31 protein-coding genes are annotated in these 25,228 nt (G+C 45.1%); 27 read left to right on the forward strand and 4 right to left on the reverse strand.

All coding sequences use genetic code 11. The features are described from left to right. The first annotated feature begins 282 nt into the window (after positions 1-282). The 18 genes from GGC63_RS25395 (at position 283) to GGC63_RS25480 (ending at position 11,909) form a co-directional block, all read left to right on the forward strand. Entirely contained in the window at positions 283-1,062 is a 780-nt protein-coding gene (locus GGC63_RS25395) for a sulfite exporter TauE/SafE family protein (protein ID WP_192704833.1), read from the forward strand. A gap of 14 nt (positions 1,063-1,076) precedes the next feature. Next, on the forward strand, positions 1,077-2,225 hold the full coding sequence (locus GGC63_RS25400; RefSeq protein ID WP_192704701.1) for an MBL fold metallo-hydrolase: 1,149 nt from the start codon (positions 1,077-1,079) through the stop codon (positions 2,223-2,225). Positions 2,226-2,262: 37 nt separating this feature from the next. After that, on the forward strand, positions 2,263-2,571 hold the full coding sequence (locus GGC63_RS25405; RefSeq protein ID WP_079913154.1) for a rhodanese-like domain-containing protein: 309 nt from the start codon (positions 2,263-2,265) through the stop codon (positions 2,569-2,571). A gap of 27 nt (positions 2,572-2,598) precedes the next feature. Next, a complete protein-coding gene (locus tag GGC63_RS25410) occupies positions 2,599-3,171 on the forward strand; it encodes a sulfurtransferase TusA family protein (RefSeq protein WP_192704702.1) in 573 nt (190 codons plus the stop codon). 34 nt (positions 3,172-3,205) lie between these two features. After that, positions 3,206-3,604 carry a DsrE/DsrF/DrsH-like family protein gene (locus GGC63_RS25415; protein ID WP_192704703.1) on the forward strand — a complete coding sequence of 133 codons (399 nt, stop codon included), beginning with the start codon at positions 3,206-3,208 and terminating at the stop codon, positions 3,602-3,604. Between the two features lie 43 nt (positions 3,605-3,647). Further along, entirely contained in the window at positions 3,648-3,875 is a 228-nt protein-coding gene (locus GGC63_RS25420) for a sulfurtransferase TusA family protein (protein ID WP_192704704.1), read from the forward strand. Between the two features lie 58 nt (positions 3,876-3,933). Next, positions 3,934-4,410: a DsrE/DsrF/DrsH-like family protein gene (locus tag GGC63_RS25425; protein ID WP_192704705.1), complete on the forward strand. Its 477-nt coding sequence runs from the start codon at positions 3,934-3,936 to the stop codon at positions 4,408-4,410. Positions 4,411-4,490: 80 nt separating this feature from the next. Beyond that, positions 4,491-4,751 (forward strand): metal-sensitive transcriptional regulator, encoded by a 261-nt coding sequence (locus GGC63_RS25430; RefSeq protein ID WP_079913352.1) that lies wholly within the window; start codon positions 4,491-4,493, stop codon positions 4,749-4,751. A gap of 23 nt (positions 4,752-4,774) precedes the next feature. Continuing rightward, the gene (locus GGC63_RS25435) at positions 4,775-5,122 is read left to right on the forward strand and encodes a rhodanese-like domain-containing protein (protein ID WP_318781123.1); all 348 of its coding nucleotides are present in this window, start codon (positions 4,775-4,777) and stop codon (positions 5,120-5,122) included. A gap of 221 nt (positions 5,123-5,343) precedes the next feature. Further along, positions 5,344-5,733 (forward strand): DUF302 domain-containing protein, encoded by a 390-nt coding sequence (locus GGC63_RS25440; RefSeq protein ID WP_192704706.1) that lies wholly within the window; start codon positions 5,344-5,346, stop codon positions 5,731-5,733. A gap of 181 nt (positions 5,734-5,914) precedes the next feature. Beyond that, positions 5,915-6,298, forward strand: coding sequence for a FixH family protein (locus GGC63_RS25445; protein WP_192704707.1), 384 nt, complete (start codon positions 5,915-5,917; stop codon positions 6,296-6,298). Positions 6,299-6,348: 50 nt separating this feature from the next. Further along, positions 6,349-7,662: a nitrous oxide reductase family maturation protein NosD gene (locus GGC63_RS25450; protein ID WP_192704708.1), complete on the forward strand. Its 1,314-nt coding sequence runs from the start codon at positions 6,349-6,351 to the stop codon at positions 7,660-7,662. Beyond that, positions 7,659-8,216 carry a nitrous oxide reductase accessory protein NosL gene (locus GGC63_RS25455; protein ID WP_192704709.1) on the forward strand — a complete coding sequence of 186 codons (558 nt, stop codon included), beginning with the start codon at positions 7,659-7,661 and terminating at the stop codon, positions 8,214-8,216. The genes GGC63_RS25450 and GGC63_RS25455 overlap by 4 nt, the downstream gene beginning before the upstream one ends. Positions 8,217-8,218: 2 nt before the next feature. Beyond that, on the forward strand, positions 8,219-9,037 hold the full coding sequence (locus GGC63_RS25460) for an ABC transporter permease (RefSeq protein ID WP_192704710.1): 819 nt from the start codon (positions 8,219-8,221) through the stop codon (positions 9,035-9,037). Next, positions 9,030-9,785 (forward strand): ABC transporter ATP-binding protein, encoded by a 756-nt coding sequence (locus GGC63_RS25465; RefSeq protein WP_192704711.1) that lies wholly within the window; start codon positions 9,030-9,032, stop codon positions 9,783-9,785. The genes GGC63_RS25460 and GGC63_RS25465 overlap by 8 nt, the downstream gene beginning before the upstream one ends. A gap of 121 nt (positions 9,786-9,906) precedes the next feature. Then, the gene (locus GGC63_RS25470; protein ID WP_225948508.1) at positions 9,907-10,317 is read left to right on the forward strand and encodes a redoxin domain-containing protein; all 411 of its coding nucleotides are present in this window, start codon (positions 9,907-9,909) and stop codon (positions 10,315-10,317) included. Positions 10,318-10,402: 85 nt separating this feature from the next. Then, positions 10,403-11,290, forward strand: a complete 888-nt coding sequence (locus GGC63_RS25475) for a sensor histidine kinase (protein ID WP_192704712.1) — start codon at positions 10,403-10,405, stop codon at positions 11,288-11,290. Then, positions 11,259-11,909, forward strand: coding sequence for a response regulator (locus tag GGC63_RS25480; RefSeq protein ID WP_192704713.1), 651 nt, complete (start codon positions 11,259-11,261; stop codon positions 11,907-11,909). Before GGC63_RS25475 ends, GGC63_RS25480 begins: the two co-directional genes overlap by 32 nt. 77 nt (positions 11,910-11,986) lie before the next feature. Here GGC63_RS25480 and GGC63_RS25485 read toward each other — a convergent pair whose 3' ends face one another. Then, positions 11,987-12,694, reverse strand: coding sequence for a response regulator transcription factor (locus GGC63_RS25485; RefSeq protein ID WP_192704714.1), 708 nt, complete (start codon positions 12,692-12,694; stop codon positions 11,987-11,989). Positions 12,695-13,014: 320 nt separating this feature from the next. Between GGC63_RS25485 and GGC63_RS25490 the strand changes: the two genes are divergently transcribed. After that, complete coding sequence (locus GGC63_RS25490) at positions 13,015-13,755, forward strand: cytochrome c oxidase assembly protein (RefSeq protein ID WP_225948497.1); 741 nt, start codon at positions 13,015-13,017, stop codon at positions 13,753-13,755. Between the two features lies 1 nt (position 13,756). On the opposite strand, the gene GGC63_RS25495 is transcribed toward GGC63_RS25490, so the two are convergent. Together GGC63_RS25495 and GGC63_RS25500 are read right to left on the reverse strand one after the other, a co-directional pair. Further along, positions 13,757-14,356, reverse strand: coding sequence for an SCO family protein (locus GGC63_RS25495; protein ID WP_192704715.1), 600 nt, complete (start codon positions 14,354-14,356; stop codon positions 13,757-13,759). Continuing rightward, entirely contained in the window at positions 14,353-14,718 is a 366-nt protein-coding gene (locus GGC63_RS25500; protein WP_192704716.1) for a c-type cytochrome, read from the reverse strand. The genes GGC63_RS25495 and GGC63_RS25500 overlap by 4 nt, the downstream gene beginning before the upstream one ends. A gap of 131 nt (positions 14,719-14,849) precedes the next feature. Between GGC63_RS25500 and GGC63_RS25505 the strand changes: the two genes are divergently transcribed. From GGC63_RS25505 to GGC63_RS25520, 4 genes are all read left to right on the forward strand, one after another. Then, positions 14,850-15,335 (forward strand): hypothetical protein, encoded by a 486-nt coding sequence (locus GGC63_RS25505; RefSeq protein WP_192704717.1) that lies wholly within the window; start codon positions 14,850-14,852, stop codon positions 15,333-15,335. Between the two features lie 160 nt (positions 15,336-15,495). Further along, positions 15,496-16,881 carry a PepSY-associated TM helix domain-containing protein gene (locus GGC63_RS25510; RefSeq protein WP_192704718.1) on the forward strand — a complete coding sequence of 462 codons (1,386 nt, stop codon included), beginning with the start codon at positions 15,496-15,498 and terminating at the stop codon, positions 16,879-16,881. Between the two features lie 111 nt (positions 16,882-16,992). Next, positions 16,993-17,310 carry a hypothetical protein gene (locus tag GGC63_RS25515; RefSeq protein ID WP_192704719.1) on the forward strand — a complete coding sequence of 106 codons (318 nt, stop codon included), beginning with the start codon at positions 16,993-16,995 and terminating at the stop codon, positions 17,308-17,310. A 133-nt stretch (positions 17,311-17,443) separates the two neighbouring features. Next, positions 17,444-17,638, forward strand: coding sequence for a hypothetical protein (locus tag GGC63_RS25520; RefSeq protein WP_192704720.1), 195 nt, complete (start codon positions 17,444-17,446; stop codon positions 17,636-17,638). A 145-nt stretch (positions 17,639-17,783) separates the two neighbouring features. Here GGC63_RS25520 and GGC63_RS25525 read toward each other — a convergent pair whose 3' ends face one another. Continuing rightward, a complete protein-coding gene (locus GGC63_RS25525; RefSeq protein WP_079913163.1) occupies positions 17,784-18,188 on the reverse strand; it encodes a CBS domain-containing protein in 405 nt (134 codons plus the stop codon). Between the two features lie 192 nt (positions 18,189-18,380). On the opposite strand from GGC63_RS25525, the gene GGC63_RS25530 reads away from it, so the two are divergent. The 4 genes from GGC63_RS25530 (at position 18,381) to GGC63_RS25545 (ending at position 25,100) form a co-directional block, all read left to right on the forward strand. Further along, complete coding sequence (locus tag GGC63_RS25530) at positions 18,381-19,583, forward strand: S-layer homology domain-containing protein (RefSeq protein WP_192704721.1); 1,203 nt, start codon at positions 18,381-18,383, stop codon at positions 19,581-19,583. Between the two features lie 103 nt (positions 19,584-19,686). Then, positions 19,687-21,426, forward strand: coding sequence for a Rieske (2Fe-2S) protein (locus GGC63_RS25535; RefSeq protein WP_192704722.1), 1,740 nt, complete (start codon positions 19,687-19,689; stop codon positions 21,424-21,426). A gap of 318 nt (positions 21,427-21,744) precedes the next feature. Further along, entirely contained in the window at positions 21,745-23,490 is a 1,746-nt protein-coding gene (locus GGC63_RS25540; RefSeq protein WP_225948498.1) for a sensor histidine kinase, read from the forward strand. A 5-nt stretch (positions 23,491-23,495) separates the two neighbouring features. Beyond that, a complete protein-coding gene (locus tag GGC63_RS25545; protein ID WP_192704723.1) occupies positions 23,496-25,100 on the forward strand; it encodes a response regulator in 1,605 nt (534 codons plus the stop codon). Positions 25,101-25,228: the final 128 nt, after the last annotated feature.

The raw sequence follows: 25,228 nt of genomic DNA on the forward strand, positions 1-25,228 counted from the left end.
TTCAAGCTTGACGAAAAGAACAAAAAGGTTTATATTACTCACATACCCCAACGGGTATATGTATATAATCAAAAGGAGGTACCGATAAGCTGTAAACAACTACGTGATGTTCGTCGACATCGTCAGACATAGTATCATTGTCAAATAGATGTCGGTTCAAGTTCCAGAACAATACTTCAAATCATTTTTTTTGCCAAATTATATACCCCACTGGGTATATGGTAAAGAGAATAAAGCATGATAAAAATTACTAGAAATGCAGAAAGAAAGGCGGGTGCCTTTATGGATTGGACATGGATCCTAACCATTTTCGCAATCGGCTTCCTGGGCTCTTATATCTCAGGGATGGTTGGGATCGGCGGTTCGATCATTAACTATCCGATGCTATTGTTTATTCCGCCGCTTCTTGGCTTTGCAGCTTTTTCACCTCAAGAAGTCTCAGCGATTAGTGCGGTTCAAGTATTTTTTGCAAGCATGATGGGTATGTTGGTTCACCGCAAGGGTGGGCACCTTCACAAGCTGCTTGTTCTCTATATGGGAATTTCCATCATTGTCGGAAGTTTCTTGGGAAGCTTCATATCCAATTTACTACCAAGCTCAGTCATCAATATGGTATACGCGGTGCTGGCACTCATAGCGGCTATCATGATGTTTTTGCCCAAGAAAGGATCGGAAGGTCAGGAGGCCAGCCGGGTACCATTTAACAAGCCCGTGGCTGTAATTCTTGCCCTTATCATTGGTATGGTATCGGGGATTGTTGGCGCCGCCGGGGCTTTTATCACCGTACCGGTCATGCTAGTGGTTCTGAGGATACCGACAAGAATGGCAATTGCATCATCGTTGGCTATTTCTTTCATTTCTTCTATCGGCTCGATGGCAGGGAAGCTGATGGGCGGGCATATGCTGCTGATTCCGTCAATTGCCCTAGTAGCAGCCAGTTTAATCGCCTCGCCTTTAGGAGCAATTGTCAGCAAAAAAATCAATACGAAAATTCTCCAATGGATTCTGGCAGGGTTGATCACCGCAACAGTAATCAAAATATGGATCTCTATATTACTCTAAGGAGGAAATCAAAAATGACGAATCAAATTCAACTTCAAGGAATGACTGCGGCACAGCTGACGGCAAAAGTCCTGAATCATGAGCGGCTTTTTATCTTGGATGTACGAAACGAAAGTGACTTTAACGATTGGAGAATCGAAGGGAAACAGCTAAGGATCATCAACAAACCGTATTTTGATTTGATTGACGGAGTAGAAGAGGTCCTGGATCTGATCCCAGACAATCAAGAAGTGTTGGTTGTATGCGCCAAAGAAGGCTCTTCGAAATTCGTTGCAGAGCAGCTGGTCGAAGCAGGGAAGCATCATGTTTCCTATTTAATTGGCGGTATGAAATCTTGGAGCGAGCATTTGGAGCCCGTTAAGATAGGCGATCTGAAGGGCGGCGGAGAAATTGTTCAGTTTCTCCGCATCGGCAAAGGCTGCTTATCCTATATGGTGATTTCGAACGGTGAAGCCGCTGTTATTGACGCAGTTAGGATGACCGATGTTTTTATAGATTATGCCCAAACAAATAATGCGAAGATCAAGCATACATTGGACACTCATCTTCATGCCGATCACATTTCCGGAGGAAAACAATTAGCTGAACAAACCGGTGGAACCTACTGGCTGCCGCCAAAAGATGCCGACGAAGTGAGTTTCGATTATGAAAAGCTGGAGGAAGGCAAATCCATCGTTGTAGGCAATACGCAAATCAAGATTCAACCGGTTTATTCTCCAGGTCATACCATTGGGAGCACATCTTTAATTGTGGACGATCAGTATTTGCTGTCGGGCGATATTTTATTCGTGAAATCTATCGGCCGTCCCGATCTGGCTGGCAAGGCGGAGGACTGGGTATCGGATCTAAGAGCAACTCTGTATGAGCGCTATAAACGGCTCTCGGAAGATCTGATCGTGCTTCCAGCGCATTTCGGCAAGTTTACAGAACTAGGTGAGGGTGGCAAGGTATCAGCACGTCTTGGTGATCTATATAAGGAAAATCCGGGATTAAACATTCAAGACGCTTCCGTATTCCGCAGTACGGTTACCGAAAATTTGCCGCCACAGCCAAATGCTTATCAAGAAATTCGCCAAACCAACATGGGGAAAATCACTCCAACCGAAGAGGAGCAAATGGAAATGGAGATTGGTCCCAATCGCTGCGCAGTTCATGACGAATAATCCGGGATGATCCGATTCGATCAAGGAGGTGAAGCATATGTACAAGGAGCAAATGCCGGAAGAGGTTCTTGAGAGGCAGAAGCAGAATGAGAAGCTCGTCATCCTAGATGTTCGTGAGCCTGAGGAATGGCAATTCGGACACATTCCGGGTGCCAAGCACATCCCGCTCGGACAAATCGCAAGAGCGTTGAATGAATTAGATCCGAAGCAGGAAACCATCATCGTCTGCCGCAGCGGTAACCGAAGCGGTCAGGCCTGCGATTTCCTTTCTTCGATGGGCTTTAACGTCGTCAACATGCTAGGTGGCATGTCGAAGTGGACCGGAGATACCGTATACGGGGCTTAAGCATTTAATCAATAGGGAGGGTTTATCATGTCAACATTGCAAGTAGATCGCACTATAGAATGTGAAGGACTAGCTTGTCCTCTACCCGTTGTTAGAACCAAGAAAGCCATCGATGATATGAAAGCAGGCGAAGTATTGGAAGTCCGCGCAACAGATAAAGGTTCCGTCGCAGATCTTAAGGGCTGGTCCAGCCGTACCGGGCATCAATATATTGGCTTGAAGGAAGAGAATGGGGTGTTCCGCCACTTTATTCGCAAAGCGGAAGCAGCCGAAACGAAAGCCGAGAATAAGCACCCGCATACGGCAACGAATGAAGAGATTTACGCCAAAACGGCAGCCGGAGAAAAGTTGAATATCATCGATGTTCGGGAACCTGCAGAGTATGCGTTTGGTCGCATCCCGGGGGCGATTTCGATTCCATTGGGCCAGCTTGAAGAGCAGATGTCGTTGCTCGATCCAAATAAGGAATACTACGTAGTGTGCCGAGCCGGAAACCGAAGCGATATAGCCTGCCAGATCCTAACGGAAAAAGGTTTTTCTCATATCAAAAACGTTATTCCCGGCATGTCAGAGTGGACACATGAACTGGAGCAAGATTAAAAAACAAGATTTACAAAAGGAGACTGTGTATATCATGACAAATAAAAAAGTAGCTCTTATTGCATCTTCCGGCGGTCTGGAGACAGCCTATAAGGTTCTGAACATAGCCACAGCAGCGGCGGCACTTGATGCCGAGGTAGCCATCTTTTTCACCTTTGAAGGGCTTTCTATCATTCACAAGCAGTCGGAGCATCTGCTTCAACTGAAGCCCGGCAACGAAGGATTAGCGGAAGGCTTCAAGAATGCCAATGTCCCATCCATCGGTGAGCTCATGGAAATTGCAAAGGAATCCGGAGTACGTCTCATCGGGTGCCAAATGACGATCGATGTTATGGGACTGAAGCCGGAGCATTTTATTGACGGAATCGAGCTGGGCGGTGCAGCGACATTCCTGGATTTTGCCTTTGATGCGCAAGTGAGCTTGAATTTCTAAAAATTGAAGAGACATTAGCTGAAAATTAAGGAGAGATATCCACATGGCAAACTTGACTGTAGACGCAAAAGGACTGGCATGCCCGATGCCGATTGTAAAGGCGAAGAAGGGAATCGATACATTGGAACCCGGACAAACTATGGAGCTGCAAACGACGGATAAAGGCTCCATGAAGGATTTCCAGGCATGGGTCAACCAAACCAATCATGAGCTGGTAGAAGCAAGAGAAGACAACGGCGTCTTTACCTTAATCGTGAAGAAGGGCTCCTGATTAAATTTTTTTGGATTTCAACATACCCATACATGTATAAGTAAAGAGGTGATGATAAGTGAATCAAGAGAAATCGACAATAGTCTTATTCAGTGGGGAATTGGATAAAGCGATAGCTGCGTTCATTATTGCTAATGGGGCAGCGGCTTACGATCATGAGGTAACCATTTTCTTCACCTTCTGGGGATTGAATGCGCTGCGTAAGGATGAATCGGTATTCGTGAAGAAAGGCTGGCTGGAGAGAATGTTTGCGAAAATGATGCCGCGCGGAGCGGATAAGCTTGGTCTCTCCAGGATGAACTTCGGAGGTTTTGGCCCCAAAATGATTAAGCACGTTTTGAAAAAGCACAACGCTTTGACGCTGCCGCAATTAATCGAACTGGCCCAGGAGCAAGGGGTTAAATTAGTTGCCTGTACCATGACGATGGACCTGCTTGGGCTGCAAAAAGAAGAGCTTCTGGACGGTATTGAGTACGCAGGCGTTGCCGCCTACTTGGGTGACGCTGCAGACGCCAAAGTCAATTTGTTTATTTAACGAAGCCTGCGTGGCATTGTTTTATGATGCTGTTTTGCAATTATATACCTATTCCGGTATTAAAGAAGGGCGGTTATTCCATGCATTATGATGAGGATGTTCAAAAGAGATTAAAGCGGGTTGAAGGACAAATTCGCGGCGTACTGAAGATGATGGAAGAAGAGCAGCCATGCAAAGATGTTGTGGCCCAACTGTCAGCGGTTAGGAATGCTGCGGATAAAGCCATCGCCTACATCGTTGCCGTCAATCTGGAGCAATGTATTATGGAAGAAAAGGAAGCCGGAAGAGATACGGGTAAAGTCGTACATCAGGCTATCGAATTGCTAGTGAAAAGCAGATAAGCCCAAGAAAGGAGGCTACTCCAGTGGATGTCTATCTGATGATTCGAATGGCAGTCGGAGTCAAAGGACTTAGGAATTTAAGTACGGAGCAATTCCGGGAGGCCCTGCAAAAAAACCGTAATAATGTCCTGATCGATGTGCGGGAACCGAATGAAGTAAAGCGGGGGTATATTCCCGGAGCGGTCAATATTCCATTATCGCAATTCAAGCTGCGGGGCGGTGAAATCCCGGCAGGGAAAAGCATTTATTTATATTGCCAAAGCGGAATGAGGAGCAAGCAGGCGGCACGAATCCTGCAGAAAAAAGGCTTCCGTGAGCTAGCCCACCTGCAAGGCGGCATCATGGCTTGGAACGGGAAACTATCGAAGTGAAGCAAAAAATCATTAGCTCCAACGTGAGAGCTAATGATTTTTTTACATAAGTATAGAATAATTGCAAAAACTTATTTAGTCGCTGTAGTGTAATGTTCTACATAGCCTTCTAGTGCGGGGATGAATTATACCTCCAAATTCCGATTCATATACTATGAATTGATTATAAAACGAGGAAAGCTTGATTGTAAATAAAATAAAGTTGAAAGGGATTACAAGACATGTTTCATTATACGATCGATACCGATCAAATAACCGCGCAAACAATAGAGAAATTGGAACAGCATCTGAAGGAAGAGAAGTTCGGTGTACTATGGCATCTGGATATGCAGGAGAAGTTAAGGGAGAAAGGAGTAGAGCTTGAGCAACGCTATCACATCCTAGAGGTATGTAATCCAATCGAAGCCAAACGTGTACTTAGCGAGAATGCCATTGTAGGGTATTTTCTGCCATGCAAAATAGCCGTTTACGAGGAACAGGGAAAAACAAAAATCGGCCTGCCCAAACCAACGGCTTTAATTGGAATGGTAGATAACAGCGTACTCCAAACCATCGCGGAGGATGTAGAAAAAAGATTGATTTCTTGTATAGATCAAGCAGCATTATCTTAATGGTAAGAGACCGGACAAGTGCCGGTCTCTTTTGCTATCTGTATATAGGTATGAAAGTTTTTCAAAAGTTGTTCTCAATTTCTTCACACGATGTTAACCGTAATAGCCCTATCGGGTGATAGGAATTATGACCATAACGCGTAAAATTAATATTGGAATTTGAATGGAAAGGAGCTGCTGCATGAGACAATCCATCGTAGCCATTATACTTGGGGGGCTTCTGCTATTTAATGTAACCGGCTGTACTTCTACTCAGCAAGGGCAGGATCCTGCTAAAATCAAGGTTGAGCTGGCGTCAGAACCGGGTGCTGTACAGGTAGGACAAAAGGTGAAGCTGACAGCTACGGTCTCGGGGCTGGACAAAGTAGAAGGAGCTAACGTGCAGATCGACATTCGCAAGTCGGATAATAGCATTCTTCCGGATACGAAGGATGCAACTTCGATTGGCAATGGGCAATATTCTGTAGACAAAATTTTCGATAAACCGGGAGCTTATTCGATCTACATTCATCTTTATCAGGGAGACCTCCACATTACCAAAAAGAAAGAGCTGCAAGTGTCATGAGCTGCTGTCAGAAACTGCAGTATTGCTTAATACCAGTTATCGGATTCTTGTTGTCAGTCTTGATATGGGGATGGAGTCCACACAGCGCAATAGCTGCGAAAGCATTCACTAGCGGTGAGCTACAATCCTTAATAGACCGAACGGCAGAAGGAGACACGCTATTCTTATCAGAAGGGAGTTACCGCGGACCCGTCATCATTAGGAAACCAATCTCGATTGAGGGAAAAGGTTCGGTTGAAATTAGCGGTACAGGGGAACAAGCCCCCGTAATTCAAATCGACTCGGATCAAGTGACTCTCCGTAATCTGAAGATTATTCAGCCTTCCGATGCCGACGATAATGCCGCATTGCAGATAACCGGGAACAATGCCTTACTGGAAGCATTGAACATTGATACTAGCTCCTATGGTATCGTCCTAAGAGACGGGGGACAGCATGAAATATCCAATACGACAATACGTTGGATACCTGCATCTTCTTCGAAGCAATCCATCAAGCTTTCGGACAAGAGGAATGGAATTGATCTTTTTAACTCGCATGGAAATAGGATTCATAAAAACCGCATCTCACAGATGAACGACGGAATTTATCTGGAAAGCAGCAACCGCAACATCGTCGAGAACAATAAGGTTGATCATTCCCGTTACGGCATTCATTGCATGTATACGAACGAAACGGTCGTTCGTGGCAATATGGGGGAATTCAATGTAACCGGGGCGATGATCATGGGAGTCCGGGATGCCGAGGTGACGGGCAACAGGTTCGTCAAGCAAAGCGAGAATGTCAATTCACAGGGCTTGCTGCTCTTCGACGTTCAGACCTCCCGTATTATCAACAATAAAGTCGAAGGAAACCGGGTCGGTCTATATATCGAACAATCTCATAAGAATGAATTCGAGCACAATAAGATTCTTCAAAATTTTGTCGGCATTCAGTTTCTGGAATCCAACCAAAATCAGTTTCTTAATAATGATTTTGTCGGCAATGTCATTCCGGCCGAAACCAACGAAAGCGCGGATAATCGTTTTGAGCGCAATTATTGGGACGAATTCCATGGAATCGACACCGACGGTGATGGTCTTAGCGATTTGAAGTACTCAATGAATCCTTTTTTTCAGCGTTTGACCTCGGCAACACCTGCCTTTCAGCTGTTTTTCCAGTCGCCTGGCCTGCAGTTTTTGGAAAGCATGTACTCGGCAAGCAAGGAAGAATGGACAACCGACAAAGCTCCATTAATGAATCCTTCAGCAGGAGAACTCGAACCTGCCGAATATACCAATGATCCCAAAGTTTGGATACTGGGGCTTATCATGTTCTTAGGTTCCATAACATTAATTACTTCTATGGGGGTAAAACGAATATGAAAAAATCCTTTTGGTTATTGATTTCCTTGATGATGATGCTCGTCTTGCTATCAGGATGTGGTAAGGAGAGCTATTCAGCTGTTCCAATTAATGAAGCTACCGACAAATGTGCCATCTGCAATATGCAGGTGAAGGACGATGCGTTTGCTGTTCAACTTACGACTAAAGAAGGGAAGAACTACAAGTTTGATGATATCGGCTGCATGAACGAATGGGTTGGCAAAAACGGTATCGAAACAGTAGGCGCTGAATTCGTCAGAGACTATAACACGAAGGAATGGATTGCGTACAACACGGCTTCCTACGTATACGATGCTACTTTTAAAACGCCAATGGCCTATGGGATCTATTCCTTTAAAGATAAACAATCAGCACAGAAATTCATCGACGAGCAAAAGAAAGGAAAGCTGATGACCTCGGCGGATTTAAAAAATCATACCTGGGAACGGGCAAAAGGAACCATGGATATGGGTGGACATAGTCATGATAGCAATTCGCACTCCGAATCAGAGAACAGCATGAAAATGGATACTAACAATAAAGGGATGCATTGAAAATGACTTGGGTCCATATTGCGCTTCGTGAAATAAAGCTTGGGTTTAGAAATCCATGGGCTTACTCCTTCATGATCCTGTTTACCGTCTTCAGCTTATCCTTGCTTTTGATCAATACGCAAAATGTGGTTGAAGGGTATTCAAGCGCCACCTCCACCATGTTGAATTTTATTTTATATTTGCTTCCACTTATGACGTTATTGATTGGTTCCTTCTCTCTAACAGCGGAAAAGGAAGAGGGGAGCTGGCAGCTGCTATCCACCTATCCGATTCGTACAATCTCATTCTTGGCAGGGAAATATGCGGGATTAGCAATGGTTTTGCTGACAATTATTGCATTTGGCTATGGAGTTACGGGTATCGTAGGAGCCTTCTTCGGCAAAGGTTTGGATTTTCAAAGCTTTGGTCTGTTCATTGTGTTCTCCGGCGGTCTTATGATCTTGTTTCTCGCCATCGCTCTTTTTATTGGCACCTGGGCCAGAAACCGCTGGCAAGCATTAACGTTTGGCGTTGCCATCTGGTTTTTTGCCATTATCGGATGGCCGAGCCTTCTGATTGCTGTCCTCGGTCTACTGCCCTATTTATGGATCAAGCCGTTACTTGCCGTGTTGACGCTGATCAATCCCGCTGAGCTGGTGCGATGCTTTGTCGTCGTGAAGCTTGGCGGAGGGGCTGCGCTCGGTCCGGAATATTACGAGTGGATTCGTTGGATCAAAGCGCCGTCGGGGACCTGGGGCTTTGCAGCGGTTTGTCTGATTTGGGTAAGTACAGCTATGGGCTTTGCGCATTGGGTATGGGAAAGGGGGCGTTCCCATGGATAAGCCTGTTTTACGTTTAAATCAAGTCGCCAAACGAATACAGAAGCAGCAGATTATTCATTCCGTAGACTTCACCTTGAGCCAAGGGCAAGCACTTGCACTTTGCGGCGGGAACGGTGCCGGGAAGAGCACGATTCTGCGTATGATAGCCGGCATCCTGCAGCCGACAAGCGGCAGCATCGAAGTGAATGGAGTCAGCTGGAAGCAGAATCGGCAGGGCTATGCGGAGCAAATCGGCTTTATGCCGGATGATTATATGTTTGGTCAAGGGTTGTCTGCTGAAGAAACACTATCGTTTTGGGCCTCGCTTCGCAAGGTGCCCAAGAATCGAGTTCAAGAGATTCTGAGCACTGTCGGACTTCATGAGGTGAGAGCCAAATCCGTTGCTTCCTTCTCCAAAGGAATGCGACAACGCTTGCTGTTTGCACAGGCATTGCTAACAAAGCCTTCGTTGCTTATTTTGGATGAACCAACAAACGGATTAGATCCGTATTGGCTGGAATCCTTCATTTCCTTAGTGCGGGCAGCCAAACGCGATGGCCATACTGTTATCTTTTCCACTCATCAGCTCGAGATTGCAGAGGTTGTAGCCGATCACGCCATTTTTCTAAAAGAAGGCCGAATTATGGAAGAAGGTACGGTTAGTGCATTTCATCAAACCTACGGAAGTCATGGTCTTCAAGGTGCTTTTCATCGTCTGTTCGGCTTGCCTTCCTACATACAGCCAAACGGAGGAGAAATCGTTGAATAATCCAATGCCAAGAAAAAGAATGATGTTCTGGGTTGTTGTGGGACTTATGATAGCAGTATTGCTATATACTCTTGTGATAACAAGCTTAAGCAAGCCAAGCCATATGCTCCAGATCGGCTCCATGGCCCCTGACATTCATGTGACGACATTGGATGGTACTGCTGTTAAGCTATCGGATTATAGGGGCAAAGGAGTACTTCTAAATTTTTGGGGCTCATGGTGCGGACCCTGTGTAAATGAAATGCCACGGCTCAAAGAGGCGTATGAGCAAAGGGGAAGCGGAGTTGACATAGTGGCAGTTAATGTTGGGGAGTCCAAAGGAACAATACTGGATTTTGTGCAAAAGCACCGGCTTCCTTTTCCTATCATGACCGATCCTAGCGGTGAAGCAGCTAGTGCCTATCGAGTGAACGGCTTGCCCGCGACTTTTCTAATAAGCCCTCAGGGACAAGTGAAGCAAATGGTTCCCGGCGAATTAACGAATACCGAACAAATCAAAGCATTATTGAACAGTGTGCAGCCTGGAGCTTGATCAATCTGCTTATAGGAACGCCGTACCTCAGGTACGGTTGTTTGTATATTACAGTCTGCGCTCCGCTGATAAAGGAGAAGGTACCATGCTATACAAGCATCTCAAGAGCTTAATATTAATTATTCCGACCCTCACGATTGGGCTGTGGGAGTATGTAAGGCATGCCTTCTTGCTTCCCTATATCTCTATGGAGCTGGGAAATTGGCTTGCTCCTCTGCTCGTTTACTTTGTTACGATGACCCTTCTACGCAAATTGTTCACGTTAATGGAGCAGCTGCAAGAAGAGCTTCAGATGGAAAAGTCGGTTAAGGCTGCTCTGGAAGAAAGAGAAAAAATGGCTAAAGAGCTGCATGACGGCATTGCACAATCGTTATTCTTACTATCCGTCCGCGTTGACAAGCTCGCCCCTAGTTATGCATCAGCTACCACAAGCCCGGGTAATCCAGGTGATGCCTATCCAAGCTTACGGAAAACGGTTAGGGAAGTGAATGAATATGTCCGCCAGGCCATTGCCAATTTAAGGTATCCTGCTAACCATGAGACTGAAGCGTGGATGTCATCGGTGAACCGCTTAATCGAGGATTTCAGCGAAAATACGGGAATTCCTGTAACAATCGATTGGACGCTGGAGGAAAAGCGATTAAGCGTAAAAGAGAAGGTGGAGCTGTATTCAACCATGCGTGAAGCCCTTTTTAATGTCTACAAGCATGCCAAAGCTTCGCAAATATGGCTTCGCAGCCGCAACCAAGGCCAGGAAGGGTGGTTTTGCTCCATTCTGGATGATGGCGAGGGATTTCAGCTAGAGTCTTCCTCTACTTCTATGAGCGGTAATGGTTACGGATTGATGATTATACAAGAAAGGGCGACAAGGCTTGGATGGAATTTCCTCATAGAACGTCATGAAGAACGAACAATACTGGAGATAAGGAAAGGGGACCGTTATGAATCCGATACGAATCCTTCTTGCGGATGACCATTCATTTGCACGTGCTGCGATGAAAGATATTATTGAAGCGGATGCCAGCTTTGAAATCGTAGGCGAGGCAGTCAACGGACGCGAGGCTGTGCTGCTGGCAGAACAATTCATGCCGGATATTATTTTAATGGATATCTCCATGCCTGAAATGGATGGCCTTGAAGCTGCCAAACGGATAAAAGATCGCTTTCCTTATGTGAAAATCATTATGGTGACCGTCTCGGATGACATCACTCACTTGTTTGAAGCTATTAAGAGGGGAGCGCAAGGTTATTTGCTGAAAAATCTTCATCCGGCCTCATGGCATGAGTACTTGCGTGCGGTTGCCTTTGATGAAGCACCTATGTCCCGGGAACTGGCAGTTCGGCTATTGAAGGAGTTTTCAGGGGGATCAACGACCGTTCAGGAAATATCTCCGTTAACTTCTCGTGAAAAAGAAATTTTAACTTGTGTAGCTCGCGGAAAATCGAACAAGGAAATATCAACGGATCTGTGCATATCCGAGCATACGGTCAAAAATCATTTAAAGAACATCCTTCAAAAGCTGCATCTGGATAACCGTGTTCAGTTAACGAGATATGCCTATGAAAAAGGATGGATACGAATTACAAAGTAAAGACGGGCCTTTGTTGTGTCATATTTGTCATGGTTGTATCCAGCACTTTCATAGCTGTATCTCTGAAAATTTCCCGCCTATCTGGTGGGATCAAACTGGTAACCAATTCCCCAGATGGTCTTGATCGTATTGGAAAAAGCAGGGGAGACTGCTTCGAATTTATCTCGCAGCCTTTTGACATGAGAATCTACCGTCCTAAAATCGCTGCCGGCCTCGAACCCCCACACCTCGCGAATTAACTCTTTACGGGAGAAGGTTTTTCCACAATGAATGGCTAGAAATCTTAACAAATCATATTCCTTCGGAGTTAAAGTTAGTTCCTGATTATCAATGGTGACTCGATGAGCATGATGATCGATGGTCAATGGTGACAAAATAATCTTGTCGGCTTGTAGACGTTTCATGGTTGTCGTTACTTGCTGGGTCCTTTTCAGAATAGAATACACCCGGCATAGAAGCTCTCTAGGGCTGAACGGTTTGGTTACATAATCGTCCACCCCTGCTTCAAAGCCTTTCAAGCGATCACTTTCATTCCCATTAGCGGATAGCATAATAACCGGGGTTGATTTCATGCTTTTTAACAGCTGGCAGACCTCTAACCCCGAAATTCCCGGCATCATCCAATCAAGGAGAATAATATCGAAGTCTTTGGACAATGCTTTGTTAAGTGCGGTTTCACCATCTTCGGCTATGTCAATCACGGCAATATCTTTATTTAGGTACATTTGGATAAGTTTACGAATATGTTCTTCATCATCTGCTATTAGAATATGAAACGGGGACATCCTAATCGCCTCCTATGATCAAATTGTAACCTGATTAAGAGGCGTGTGCATGGCACTATGGAGTTATTACGTTGACGTATCCTTGAACAAATCATGACTTCTTTATGAAGGAAGGATTAGAGATCATTTTGAAGTAAGCGATTCCTGATTCCTGTGTATGATAGTAAGGTTAACTTTGTGAATGGAGGAAGGAGGCTTTCCAAATGGATTTTTTGACGATCATTCAAGTTTATGGTTTCCGTACTGTATTCAGTCCTGAGTTATTCCTCGGCATGCTGCTTCTTGCTCTATTCTACATGAAATAAACAAGCAGCGAGTTGATGGGCAAGGGAAAAGCTTATTTCATAGTAGGGCTGTTTCTTTTTTACTTCGCCCTGGGAGGGCCGTTAAATTTGTTCGGCCATTTCTGGTTCAGTATTCATATGCTCCAGCAAGCGGTGCTTTACTTGGTTGTGCCGCCGCTTCTTTATAGAGGAATGCCTGCCAAGTGGTATGAGCTAGTCCGACAAAGCAAATTCAGCAGGTGGGCGGTAGGCTTCCTCTGTAATCCACTTATAGCATTGTTCCTTTTTAACGGAGCATTTTCCTTTTATCACATTCCGCTCATATTTGATGCAGCCATGTCTAACTATGCGCTCCACAACGCGATTCATGTATTGCTGCTTATTACCGCCATCGGGTTATGGTGGCCAGTTTTTCATTCCGACAGCAAGTATGCACTAAGTCCGTTAAAAAAGATGGGATATATCTTCTTGAACGGTATTTTGCTCACACCTGCCTGTGCATTGATTATTTTTGCAAATGATATCCTGTATGAAACGTACACCAGCAGTACCCATTTGCTATGCTTGCCTTTTTACTCAGTTACTGTTGACAGACTGGCTATGAATGTGAGCTGGCTAACGCCTTTAAACGATCAGCAGTTGGGGGGCGTTGTAATGAAAATCGTTCAGGAGGTATCCTACGGGTGCATGCTGGGGTATGTATTTTTTCAATGGTATCGTAAAGAAAATGAAGAAGCAGAGGACACAAATCATCCCCTGCTTCATAATCGAGCTTAAGTCAAGATCCGGCAGCTTGCCGGATCATTTTTATGATTTCATCGTTATTCATTTCGTCACCCATTTTGAATATTTTACGAATTTTGCCGGTAGGATCGACCAGCATAAGGGAGGTCACGCTATGTACGAAGGTATTGTCCGGCAGTTTTTGAACCATGACACCGAAGCTTTTCGCTACGTCAGCGGTTTCAGTTTCGGTGCCTGTTAACAAGGTCCAACCGCTATAGTCCATACCCATTCTATCGCCATAAGCTTTGAATACTTCAGGTGTATCTTGTTCGGGATCAAAGGTAATGGAGAGAAATTGAACTTTATTTCCCCAAAGCTGCTGTTTTTTAAGTTCATTCTGAATTTGAACCATGTTATAAGTCGTCATTGGACAAATGTCCGGGCAACTCGTGAACAAAAATTCGACCAAACGGACTTTACTGTCGGTTTCATGGAATTGGAACGGGTTCCCGTTCACATCCAGCAGCTTGAAATCAGGCGCTTGTTTAATGACGGGCAGTATAGGACGCTCCTGCGTCATCCAGAAGTAGAGGCTTATGACCATTAAGAGCATTACGAACCCGACCAGAAACTTGAAACGATGTTTTATCATTTTTTCTCCGCAAGCCATTTGGCCAAATTGACTATTTCTTCATCTTTCAGAGTGCTTTTGAATGCCGGCATGCCACCGCGCCCATTTTGTACAATTTTGTACAGCTGTTGGTCTGTCATTTTACCGCCTATTTTTTGCAAGTTTGGACCAATTTTTCCTTCCAGATCATTACCATGACAGGCTATACAAGATTGCTTATACGTAGCTTCAGTTGCTTGACTGTTCAGCGGGGTGTCAGGCATGGCTGGTGCGGACGCTTCCTGCTTCGTTTGTGCTTGGTGCTCCCCGACTTTCATGAACAGTACGATTATACCGGCTATGCATGCCATGCCGAGCAGAATGGACATAATCCATTTATACATTCACTATCCCTCCTTAAATATCTGAATCATAGTAGCATCTCGAAGTTATGTTTGTATATAGCTCTTTGGAGTTAAAGAAAGACATGCAATTTTTCACAATTTCTACGTAATTTAATCATGGTGGTGGAACTATGACTATAACGGATTCTTCATCGGGAGTGGCAGTAGTGAACGGAATCTCTCTGACTGTTGTTGCCTTGAGCACTCTTTCTTTAACAATTCGTATTAGGGCATATTCGTCACAATTATCCAAAATGACAGCTATGATGGCAGCAATGGCCCTTGCGATGATGACCGGCTTGGCAGCCGGGACCATTTTAGGCATCTGGCTTCAATCCTTATTTTTTTCAACTGCTCTTGGGATGCTGTGGGGGATTGCAGTCGGTTACTTTACCGGAGAACGGCATAGCTGGCTGGCGGCGATGGACGGCATGTTATCCGGTATTATGGGCGGCATGATGGGAGCGATGCTGGGTGTTATGGAAATTGATGATCATCCTGTTCTAACCGTTATATTCATGGATGCTATTATGCTTCTGATCATGGCTATTCTCTACAATTGTATTAAAAGCGAGGCGCCCACACACAAGCAACGCAGTCTATCTACCTATGAATAGAGCCACAGGGCAAATGGGCTGCTCCTTCCGATTAGAGGACAGGCAAAGGTGCAAATAGGTAGTCCAGCATACGAAAAGATAGCTCGTTGGAGTCATTGTAACGAGAAACTGTATCGCTATAATAAAAACAGGCCGAAGAGAAAATGAAGGGAAATAGATAATGGAAAAAAATAATTATAATCGCTTCTGGAGATGGCATTTTTATGCAGCATTGTTCATTACACCACTTCTCATTACATTAACGCTAAGCGGTATCGGGTATTTGTTTTATACAAATGTAGAAAATGTGATGTATAAGAATGAATTTTTTAACAAAAGCAGTCAAACAGAACCACTGACGATTGATCAAGGTATTGAGAAAGCCAAGCAAACCTATCAAGATTTTTCTGTTTCAAAAGTTATTGTTTTAGATGATCCATATAATACGCGTTTAACAATGATCAATGGAGCTGGAGAACAAAAATATGTATTTTTAGACTCCAATTATCAAATAGTGGGCAGTCAGAATCCCAAATATACGTTTTCTAATGTAATGAGGGACATTCATAGTTCTCTCTTTGTTGGGGGAACTGTTGTCAACTATCTCGTTGAATTGGCTGCATGCTGGACAATTTTCCTGTTGCTCTCCGGAATGTACATGACATTCAAAGGAAGGGTGTTGAAGAAGGAGCCGAATCTAACCAAGCGGCAAACAAATCTGAAATGGCATGCGAGAATCGGTATTATCATTTCCATACCATTGATAATCCTTATTTTTACCGGGTTGCCATGGTCAGCCTTTATGGGCGATATCCTATACTCCACAGCGCAAAAGCATCCGTCTATCGGATTTCCAGTATTAAAACAAAATCCGCCGACATTGGATATGAACGAAATTCCTTGGGCCACTCGTAAAAATGAACTACCGGCATCAATCGGTGGATCTCATGAAGAACATAACGGCGTGGCACATCAGACTATTATGTCTGAACGAAACGGAATGATTACCCTCCAGCAATTAATGAACGAAATTAATCAGGCCAATATTTCCAAGCCGTACTCCATCATTTATCCTAAAGATGAACATGGTGTATTCATTGTCTCTAAAGGAAGTAATTCAGGAGTGACAGGATTAGACGTTAGCCCTAATGATGAAGTAACAGCATATTTTGATGCATATAGCGGCAAAATGATTTCAAAGGTTGGTTATGAAGATTATGGGATACTAGGAAAATTGTTCACCTGGGGAATTCCTTTACATGAAGGGCATTTATTCGGATGGCTCAACAAAATTATCAATCTCCTAGTTTGTGTTACGTTCCTGCTTGTTATTTTCTGGGGGTTCAAAACATGGTTGGCTCGTAAAAAGAAAAGTACTTTGTCTGCTCCGCCGAACCCAACAAGCAAGCTATCGATTGGATTTATTATTCTCATGTTGGTATTAGGTTCTATAATGCCGTTATTTGGCATTTCTTTAGTTTTGGTCTTCATGATGGAAATCATTCTATCCTACAAAAATAGAACTAATAATGCAGGGCCTTTTAAAAATATTAATCCGCCATCTTAACTAAATAATTGGTGATAAACAAAAACTGGAAGTAAACTTAATGCCGATAGATGAGGAATCATGGGAATAATGTAAACAGATAGTATGGCATAAGAAGGGAGAGGAAGCCTCATGTTTGATTTATCGGAGCTCGAGAATGTTCACGCGGATATCCAGGCGGTGCACGAGATCGTTTTATCGTTTAAAGCACGCATTGACGGGAAGGAAATTGGAATTCGAATTCTAAGGAATCGGACGGACGATTACTTTTATGAGCTCAGTCACTACTATAGGGGAGCGGATCAGGCGGATCCAGAGTTTTCCGAGGAAAACCGTTTTACAACGGTGGAAGCTGCCGCAAAAGGGGCTCTTCGAACGGCCACGATGTTCTACCGAAGTACAGACGAGGGAGGAGCATGGCATACTAACGAGTCGTACATTCTGCACTAGTTAAAATTTGTTATTTTTTTTTCAAAAGCAGGACAAGCACATAGTAATCAAAAATCGTTCTTGTATAAATCCTTTACAGGCAGGAAAAAGTATTTGGGGATGAAACCTTTAAATAAGAGAGGTCTATACATTCATGCTCAAAGATAATAATAAAGAAACAAAAGAAAAAATGAACTTCCAAAAGGCAAGCTGGGAATTGCCGGAGACAGAGGCGACGGAAGCAACTATGGATCAGGACGAAGTTCCGTCCAATTACGAGAGCTTATCGACCACTAGCTATACCGATTCGACTACTTTTGAAGTTAAAAAAACACCAGGCAGGCTTTAACATTTAGACTAGGAACGTTCAACTCCCATTTTAGATTATGAACCGTGACGAAAAAAAACTGAGATCGCTGTATCTCATGATATCTCTTGTCAAAATAAGCAAAGCAAAGACCCGATCTTTTTCAAACGATCGGGTCTTTTTGCAATTAATCCGTAATATTCCGGGTGTAGAATTCGATGATGTCTTTACGCCGAATGATCCCAAGAAAGATGCCATCGTCATCTACGACTGGAACGAAGTTCTGATCAGCGGCAAGCGCAAGCATGTCGTCCAAATCGGCGCCAATCTTGACGCATTCGATCTTTAACCGCTTATTGATGGAAACGACGGGAATTTCATGCATCGTATCGAAAGTAAGGCCAGGTGTGGCTTTCATCTTCCATAACAAATCTCCTTCGGAAAGCGTTCCGTAATATACTCCATTGTCCTGCAGGACCGGAATGGCCGAATAATGGCAAGCCTCCAATTTGTCTAAGGCTTCTTTCATATTGGAAGATGTCGTGATGTAAGAGACCTCATTCTTTGGATGTAGAAAAGATTTAATGTCCACAGTATCACGCTCCTTTGATATATTAAAACATATTTTGCCACGCAGTGCATATGGCAATTTCAATCAGCATCAGTAAAAATATGGTATATTTTATACATAGGCTTTAACGGAAGCATGGGGGACAGGGTATTTTTTTATAAACTGTGTCTAGCGAAAGGATCATGTTGAGTGAGAAGCAGGAGGAGAAAAAGCATGGTGAAACCAAGTAAAAATAGGATGTGGTCCGGCACGCGGCCTTGCCGTACGCGTTGCAGCGACTCAACACGCGCCGGGAGACTGAGGCTAAGCATCCTTGTTGGAGGGATATGTCTGGTACTGGCTGGTACATCGTTGATCACGGAACCGGTCCTGGCAGCCGCAGGTAAAGCATCCGCCGATTTCCACGATTTGGACAAGGCAGATGCCAAGACGAGAATGACCGTCGATAGTTGGCTAGTCAAAGGATTAATCGATGGGGCGGCGAAAGATCGCTTCGGATTGACGGACCCAATCAGCCGTGCGGAATTTGCGAAATTCGTCGCACTGTCCCTAAGTCTGAAAGTGGATAAGTCGCTTTCCGTATCCCGATACACGGATGTGAGGGCGGATGATCCGCTTTACGGCGATATGCTTCCTTACATCGAAGCATTACGGGAAGCGGGTGTGATCGAAGGTGTGGGCGAGGACCAGTTTGATCCGGCCGCTCCGGTAACCAGGGAACAACTCGCCGTCTTTCTTATTCGCAGCTCATTAAAGCAGCGAGAAGCGGAAACGATGGCTGCAATAAACGACGAAACCGTATCCGACTATGCGAAACGTTACGTCACCTTGGCCGTCCAGCTGTATCCGTTTTTACATGCAGACGGATCTTTCGAAGGACTTAAGCCGATTACTCGGCAAATGCTGTTCCCTGCCTATGAGGTGCTGACGGCCATGCATTGCTGCACTTCCTCTAACACATTACCTCGAATAAGCAAGTCTGTACAATCGCTAGAGCAGCTTGAGAATAAAGTTTCGTTATTCACTGTAGTCTTCGATGAATTTATGTCCATGGACGACGCCTTAAACGATGATATGAAGTACATTTCCTTACATATACAAAACATGAAAGGAGCATGGACAGAGGAGGAGCAGAAGCAGCTAAAGCAATATTTTGAAACAAAATACAAAGTGGATGTCATATTTTATTCCTACGAAGAGCTGCTTGATGGACAACGGACGGATAAGACAAAGAAAAGACTGCAAGGGATTCTTCTGAATGTAGAAAAGGTTCAATCGGACGAAACGGGCACGGTTGTGGCAATTGACGGCTACAAGTTTCGCTCTCCTTTAGGAGCCGCAGGGCAGCAGCTTATTTTAAAGAAGCGGGAAAGCGGGTGGGAGGTTCAGGAAAGGAAAGGGTTCTGGATCAGCTAGATGCAGAAAAAAACTTTATAAATATACATATTTATAAAGTTTTTAAAGTATGATATGGTATAAGCAAGGAAAGCACATTATATCGGGAATTGGAGGCGTTTTCATGAATGGTTGGATCCAGGCAGGTACCGTCGAAGAGCTTCGAGAGCAAGGTCCGAAGCTGATCAAAGGGGGCATTGTAGTTTTCTTTCATGAGGATGAAGTGTATGCGCTTGACAACCGGTGCCCTCACCTCGGGTTTCCCCTTCATATGGGAAGCTTGTGCAACGGAATATTGACCTGTCATTGGCATCACGCGCGGTTTGACGTATGCAGCGGAGGAACGCTCGACCCTTGGGCAGACGATGTTCCGGTGCACGAAATAGCCGTTCATGAAGGAGTGATTTGGGTCGACCCGAATTCCCGGAACGGTAATCAAGTACAGCTATATAAGGACCGGCTTCTGAGCGGTCTTGAGCAAAACATCGGCCTTGTCATTGCCAAGGCCATAGTCGGTTTAATGGAATCGGGTGTTCCCGAGTCGGAAATCGCTGCAATCGGGATCGAATTCGGGGTCAAACAGCGCAGGCAAGGGTGGGGCTCCGGATTAACGATTCTTACCGCGATGGCCAACGTCCTGCCGAAGCTTGATAAACAAGGACGGATCCTGGCGTTGTTTCAAGGCTTGCTGCACACAGCGCGCGACTCGGCCGGAAGCGGAACGCGCTTCTTGCTCGATCCGCTCCCGAATACAAGCGTCTCCGAAGATCGGTTGACGGAATGGTACCGTGACTGCATCGAGGTCCGGGATACTCGCGGCGCGGAACGGGTGCTGCTTACCGCCATACAGGCGGGGACGGATGAGATGCAATTATTCTCTATGATGAGCATGGCAGCAACGGACCATTTCTATATTAATGGAGGCCATACACTGGATTTCCATAATAAAGCATTCGAGAGCTTGAAGTATGTCGGGGACGAGCAGCGCAGCTATATCCTCGCCTCACTGCTCCCGATGTTCGGAGACGCCTCCCGCAGCGAAGAGCTTCACAGCTGGCAGTCACCTGTCAATTTGGTTCAGCCGTTGATGGAAGCGTTCGAGGAGGTTTCCCAACAAGGCAATGTAACTGGAAGCGTGGACCCGGGTATCGACGATGAGGAGCTTCTCCAAGTGCTGCTCGGAGACGATCCGCTGCGGACAGTTCGCGTGCTAAAGGAATCTTTGCTCGGCGGCGCCTCCCCGGTACGCATCTCGCAAATTGCCGCGTTAGCTGCGGCGGAACGGATCGTCCGCTTCCATACGCAGAATGATTTTGGAGATTGGATTTCGGTACTGCATACGTTTACGCATGCTCATGCCGTTCATGAAGGTTTGATCCGCTCCACTAATCCATGGCTGATTCGCGGAATTTTCCATACAGCAGCTGCGATATACCTGGACCGGTTCTTGAATATCCCGGCGGCCCCAAGGCCGGTAGTGATTGAAGAGGCTGGGGAAGTGCCTCAGCCCACGGAGCTGCTGGACATTCTCGATAAGCAGCAGCAGGTAGCTCCGGCGGCGGCATGGGTGATCCGCTATCTGCGCAGCGGCGGAAAGCCTGAACCTTTATTCAACGTATTGGGTCATGCTTTGCTTAGAGAGGATGCGGAATTCCACTCCTTCCAGATGTACGAGGCGGCCGTCGCGGAATATGACCGCTGGGCTACCGAATCGGGACCGTTCGCAGAGAAAGCTCGCGAAACGATGATCCTTGCTGCTACCCGTTATTTGGCGGCTCACGCCCCAACTTCCCGCGAGAGGCCTCATACGGCAAAAATTGCATGGCGGCTCCATCGAGGCGAGAAATTATTTGAAGAAGAATAAAATGATAGGGTGTTGACGGACTTTCGAGCTTATCAAAATAAATACTTGTCGGATGACAAGATGTGAACCAATGCAGACCCGCGTATAATCGTGGGTCTTTATTTTTATCTGAACATTTCCTTGTCTCAAGTCAATGACCAGAAGCTATTCGATACAAGCTTAAATGTCGTGAAATGCATTATGCAATGTCGTGAAAACAGTAGCTTGGAAATCATTTTATTTGTTATGATTCAAAAATCGGTTCTATAATCGAAAATAGGATATAACAAGACTGTCGGGCAACGACAGTTTTTAAATTTGTAGTAGGGGGGTGTGCTTTTGAGGATCCCGCATATTTCATGGAATTCGATTCGTTTCAAACTGGTTATGGGATTACTGCTTGTAACCGTGCCTCTCATTACACTGCTGCTGTACAATAACTTCTACAGTATTCGTGTCGTGCACGACCAGGTTGCATTATCCAATAAAAATTTAATCTCTTTGTACATGGGACAGATCGATACGCAATTAAAGGATGCAGAGCGTAATCTGATCGGCTTGCTGACATCTGATTATGATATTCAATCCATGAATGCTCCGAATTCGGAAGACGAGTACCAGCTGGCCAAACATAGCGTCTCCGATAAGCTAGCAAGCGATATTGTATTATATAAATCCGTCGATGCTTTTTTTGTCTATTCTCAATCCAGGAAGGATTTGTTGGACGTCTTCAAGTCGACCATTTCATTTACCGACAGGGATCGGGTTGAGCAGCAATTGCGTGAATCTCTGAGCAGCGAGCCAAACCTTTCGAATAATGAAGGCAGCCGATGGTTAGTAAAGCAAATCGGAGAAGAGTACTATGCACTGCGAATTTTGAAATCGGGTGATTTATATCTCGGTGCTTGGGTCAATGTGAAAACGCTGCTAGTTCCGCTCCATTTGATTAATTTAGGGAAAGAAGGAAGCGCTTTGCTCGTGAATAGTGATGGGAACGTGATGGTAAGTACAAATCCGCTGCCGGATGAGCAGATAGATTTTACAGTGGACTTCAGCGAGTATTATATGACAGGCAGCGAGAATAGTTTACTTGTCGTCGGGGAACCTTCACAGGTAGGAAATTTCAGCCTGGCTGCTGTCATACCGGACAAGCAGATATTGCAAAACCTGCCTAATTTATCGCGGCTGACCTTGTTTATTTCCATTGTATCCATAGGATTACTGCCCATCAGTCTGCTTCTCCTTCGTCATATTTTGCTAGTGCCGCTGCAGCGCTTGATTGCCGTCATGAAGAGAATTAACGACGGGAACGTCAACGTGCGGGTTGAATCCTATCCTGCATCGGATGAAATTTTATTGGTTAACGAAACATTCAACCGCATGATGGGACAAATTGAAGAATTAAAGATCAACGTGTATGAAGAACAACTGAACAAGCAAAAGGCGGAGCTTCAGCATCTGCAGCTTCAGATTAACCCGCATTTTTTTATGAATTCGCTTAACATCCTGTTCAATTTGGCTCAAGTGAAAAATTATGAATTGATTCAGGAGCTAACGCTATGTTTGGTTCGGTACTTCCGTTTTATGTTTCAAAGCAACCTGACATTCGTATCCTTAGGTGAGGAACTGCAGCATGTCCGTAACTACGCTCGAATTCAGGAGCTTCGCTTTCCCGGGGGCCTTACCTGTACGATAGATGTCCCGGATTTTCTTGAGCGTGTTCCGGTACCACCGCTTATCATTCAATCGTTCCTGGAAAATTCAATCAAGCATGGGATCACTCTCGATCAACCGATCCATATCAGTGTATCTATCGATTTAATGGAAACAGGCTTGGAGCCTTACATTGAAATTATCGTTCGCGATACAGGCAAAGGTTTTTCTGAGGAAATATTGTCGGAGATTCGTTCAGGGAACAGGGTGATAGACGAGGAGGGGGAGCACATAGGGATATGGAATGTTCAAAGGAGACTGCAGCTGTTGTACGGCGAAGAAGCTACTCTCTCTTGCTATAACGGTTTTCCGAGAGGTGCGGTAGTCGAGATCAGGCTGCCCTATGCTTCAGAACGGTCAGAAAGGGGATAATGATGATGCCTCAACTTTTAATTGTAGACGATGAAATTCATGCGGTTGAAGGAATATTGTCCGGGGTTCACTGGCAGAGGCTTGGGATTACGGCGGTATTCACCGCTTATACCGTTAAACAGGCAAAGGAAGTATTCGAGACGGAGCAGGTCGACATTATGCTCTGCGATATCGAAATGCCGCAGGCTACCGGCTTGGAATTGGCGGAGTGGGTTCGGGAGAGGTATCCGCGAACGGCCACCATTTTTCTCACATGTCATGCCGATTTCAAATATGCCAAGCAAGCGCTTCAGATGGGGAGTCTTGACTATATTCTCAAGCCGATACCGTTTCTTGAACTGGAAAAAACGATTCAAAAAGCGATCGAAAAAAATCTCAAAGATTCGGAGATCGAGCAGTTTAGCCAATATGGCCAATTTTGGTTTCAGCATCAACCTGTGCTGATCGAACGATTTTGGCTAGATCTTATCCATCAAGTGATTCCGGCCCGTGCGGATGCAGTGAAGCGTGCCGCGGCGGAACGTAACATCCCCTACGACGACTCTATGACTTTTATTCCGATACTGATCGGCGTTCAAAGATGGCATAAGCCGCTGACGCTCCGTGAGGAGAAAATTATGGAGTATGCTCTTAAAAATGCCGCGGAAGAAATGATTATTGGTGATCATCAAAAAGGACAAGTGGTTTCATTAGACAGAGGCCTGCTTGCTATTTTACCGGCAACCAGCCGTGACGATTTTGAAATGTCGATGGAGCGGGCGTGCAATCGTTACATTGAGGCTTGCAAGCAATATTTCTCTTGCGATCTTTCATGCTATATCGGGGATGCCATTCACGGGCAAGATATGTTCGGGATGGTTAAGGCACTCCGTGAATTGGAGAGAAACAATGTAGCCTATAATAATAAAGTTTTCTTCATTTCCGACGTTTCATTACGATCATCACTCCACGTGCTCCCGGACATGGGGGTATGGGCCGTTATGCTCAAGGAAGGCGAGTATGGCAGGGTGCTTCAGGAGGCTACCGCTTATTTGGATGGGATGCTGCAGCGGGATACTGTGGATGCTACGCTGCTCCATCAATGGTACCAGGATTTTCAGCAAACGATGTATGTCGCTCTTCAAAATAAGGGGATTCAGGCGCATCAATTGTTTAGCGACAGCATCTCATTAGATGTCTCGGCAAATGCGACCCGCTCCGTTACCGGTTTGGTTTCCTGGATGAATCATGTCGTTAATCGAGCGCTGGAGTACGTTAACACTGTGGAGCAATCTCAGAGTGTGGTCAACCGGGTTATCGGATATATCAAGCTTCACTTGGCAGAGGATTTGTCCCGTGAAGAGATCGCAAATCACGTGTATCTAAACCCCGATTATTTAAACCGGCTATTCAAAAAGGAGACGGGAATGGCCATTTCCGATTACTTGTTTCAGGAAAGGCTTAAGCTTGCGCAGGAGCTGTTGTCGAAAACCGAGATGCCGATCAGTGCAGTTGCTTCGCATATCGGGTATGCGAACTTTTCGCATTTTTCCCGGATGTTTAAGAAGTATACCGACATGAATCCGAATGAATATCGCCAAAAACACCAGCAAAAGAGACAGGACGATTAGATAGTCTGCAAATGCACATTGAAAAGTCGTGACCGGAGCAGTGCCATAATTGCAGCGGAAGTACAATAGGCGTATGTTCACCTTTTGAATCCGCTTGCTCGCAATCGGTTTCAAGGTGAATGACACTA

It is taken from the genome of Paenibacillus sp. OAS669, assembly GCF_014873645.1.
Lineage (GTDB): Bacteria > Bacillota > Bacilli > Paenibacillales > NBRC-103111 > Paenibacillus_S > Paenibacillus_S vulneris.

What these genes read in the sequence shown, in the direction of transcription:
- GGC63_RS25395 (WP_192704833.1), top strand. Translation starts at nt 283, where the DNA reads ATGGATTGGACATGGATCCTAACCATTTTCGCAATCGGCTTCCTGGGC.
- GGC63_RS25400 (WP_192704701.1), top strand. Translation starts at nt 1,077, where the DNA reads ATGACGAATCAAATTCAACTTCAAGGAATGACTGCGGCACAGCTGACG.
- GGC63_RS25405 (WP_079913154.1), top strand. Translation starts at nt 2,263, where the DNA reads ATGTACAAGGAGCAAATGCCGGAAGAGGTTCTTGAGAGGCAGAAGCAG.
- GGC63_RS25410 (WP_192704702.1), top strand. Translation starts at nt 2,599, where the DNA reads ATGTCAACATTGCAAGTAGATCGCACTATAGAATGTGAAGGACTAGCT.
- GGC63_RS25415 (WP_192704703.1), top strand. Translation starts at nt 3,206, where the DNA reads ATGACAAATAAAAAAGTAGCTCTTATTGCATCTTCCGGCGGTCTGGAG.
- GGC63_RS25420 (WP_192704704.1), top strand. Translation starts at nt 3,648, where the DNA reads ATGGCAAACTTGACTGTAGACGCAAAAGGACTGGCATGCCCGATGCCG.
- GGC63_RS25430 (WP_079913352.1), top strand. Translation starts at nt 4,491, where the DNA reads ATGCATTATGATGAGGATGTTCAAAAGAGATTAAAGCGGGTTGAAGGA.
- GGC63_RS25440 (WP_192704706.1), top strand. Translation starts at nt 5,344, where the DNA reads ATGTTTCATTATACGATCGATACCGATCAAATAACCGCGCAAACAATA.
- GGC63_RS25445 (WP_192704707.1), top strand. Translation starts at nt 5,915, where the DNA reads ATGAGACAATCCATCGTAGCCATTATACTTGGGGGGCTTCTGCTATTT.
- GGC63_RS25455 (WP_192704709.1), top strand. Translation starts at nt 7,659, where the DNA reads ATGAAAAAATCCTTTTGGTTATTGATTTCCTTGATGATGATGCTCGTC.
- GGC63_RS25460 (WP_192704710.1), top strand. Translation starts at nt 8,219, where the DNA reads ATGACTTGGGTCCATATTGCGCTTCGTGAAATAAAGCTTGGGTTTAGA.
- GGC63_RS25465 (WP_192704711.1), top strand. Translation starts at nt 9,030, where the DNA reads ATGGATAAGCCTGTTTTACGTTTAAATCAAGTCGCCAAACGAATACAG.
- GGC63_RS25470 (WP_225948508.1), top strand. Translation starts at nt 9,907, where the DNA reads ATGGCCCCTGACATTCATGTGACGACATTGGATGGTACTGCTGTTAAG.
- GGC63_RS25475 (WP_192704712.1), top strand. Translation starts at nt 10,403, where the DNA reads ATGCTATACAAGCATCTCAAGAGCTTAATATTAATTATTCCGACCCTC.
- GGC63_RS25480 (WP_192704713.1), top strand. Translation starts at nt 11,259, where the DNA reads ATGAATCCGATACGAATCCTTCTTGCGGATGACCATTCATTTGCACGT.
- GGC63_RS25485 (WP_192704714.1), bottom strand. Translation starts at nt 12,694, where the DNA reads ATGTCCCCGTTTCATATTCTAATAGCAGATGATGAAGAACATATTCGT.
- GGC63_RS25490 (WP_225948497.1), top strand. Translation starts at nt 13,015, where the DNA reads ATGGGCAAGGGAAAAGCTTATTTCATAGTAGGGCTGTTTCTTTTTTAC.
- GGC63_RS25495 (WP_192704715.1), bottom strand. Translation starts at nt 14,356, where the DNA reads ATGATAAAACATCGTTTCAAGTTTCTGGTCGGGTTCGTAATGCTCTTA.
- GGC63_RS25500 (WP_192704716.1), bottom strand. Translation starts at nt 14,718, where the DNA reads ATGTATAAATGGATTATGTCCATTCTGCTCGGCATGGCATGCATAGCC.
- GGC63_RS25505 (WP_192704717.1), top strand. Translation starts at nt 14,850, where the DNA reads ATGACTATAACGGATTCTTCATCGGGAGTGGCAGTAGTGAACGGAATC.
- GGC63_RS25510 (WP_192704718.1), top strand. Translation starts at nt 15,496, where the DNA reads ATGGAAAAAAATAATTATAATCGCTTCTGGAGATGGCATTTTTATGCA.
- GGC63_RS25515 (WP_192704719.1), top strand. Translation starts at nt 16,993, where the DNA reads ATGTTTGATTTATCGGAGCTCGAGAATGTTCACGCGGATATCCAGGCG.
- GGC63_RS25520 (WP_192704720.1), top strand. Translation starts at nt 17,444, where the DNA reads ATGCTCAAAGATAATAATAAAGAAACAAAAGAAAAAATGAACTTCCAA.
- GGC63_RS25530 (WP_192704721.1), top strand. Translation starts at nt 18,381, where the DNA reads ATGGTGAAACCAAGTAAAAATAGGATGTGGTCCGGCACGCGGCCTTGC.
- GGC63_RS25535 (WP_192704722.1), top strand. Translation starts at nt 19,687, where the DNA reads ATGAATGGTTGGATCCAGGCAGGTACCGTCGAAGAGCTTCGAGAGCAA.
- GGC63_RS25545 (WP_192704723.1), top strand. Translation starts at nt 23,496, where the DNA reads ATGCCTCAACTTTTAATTGTAGACGATGAAATTCATGCGGTTGAAGGA.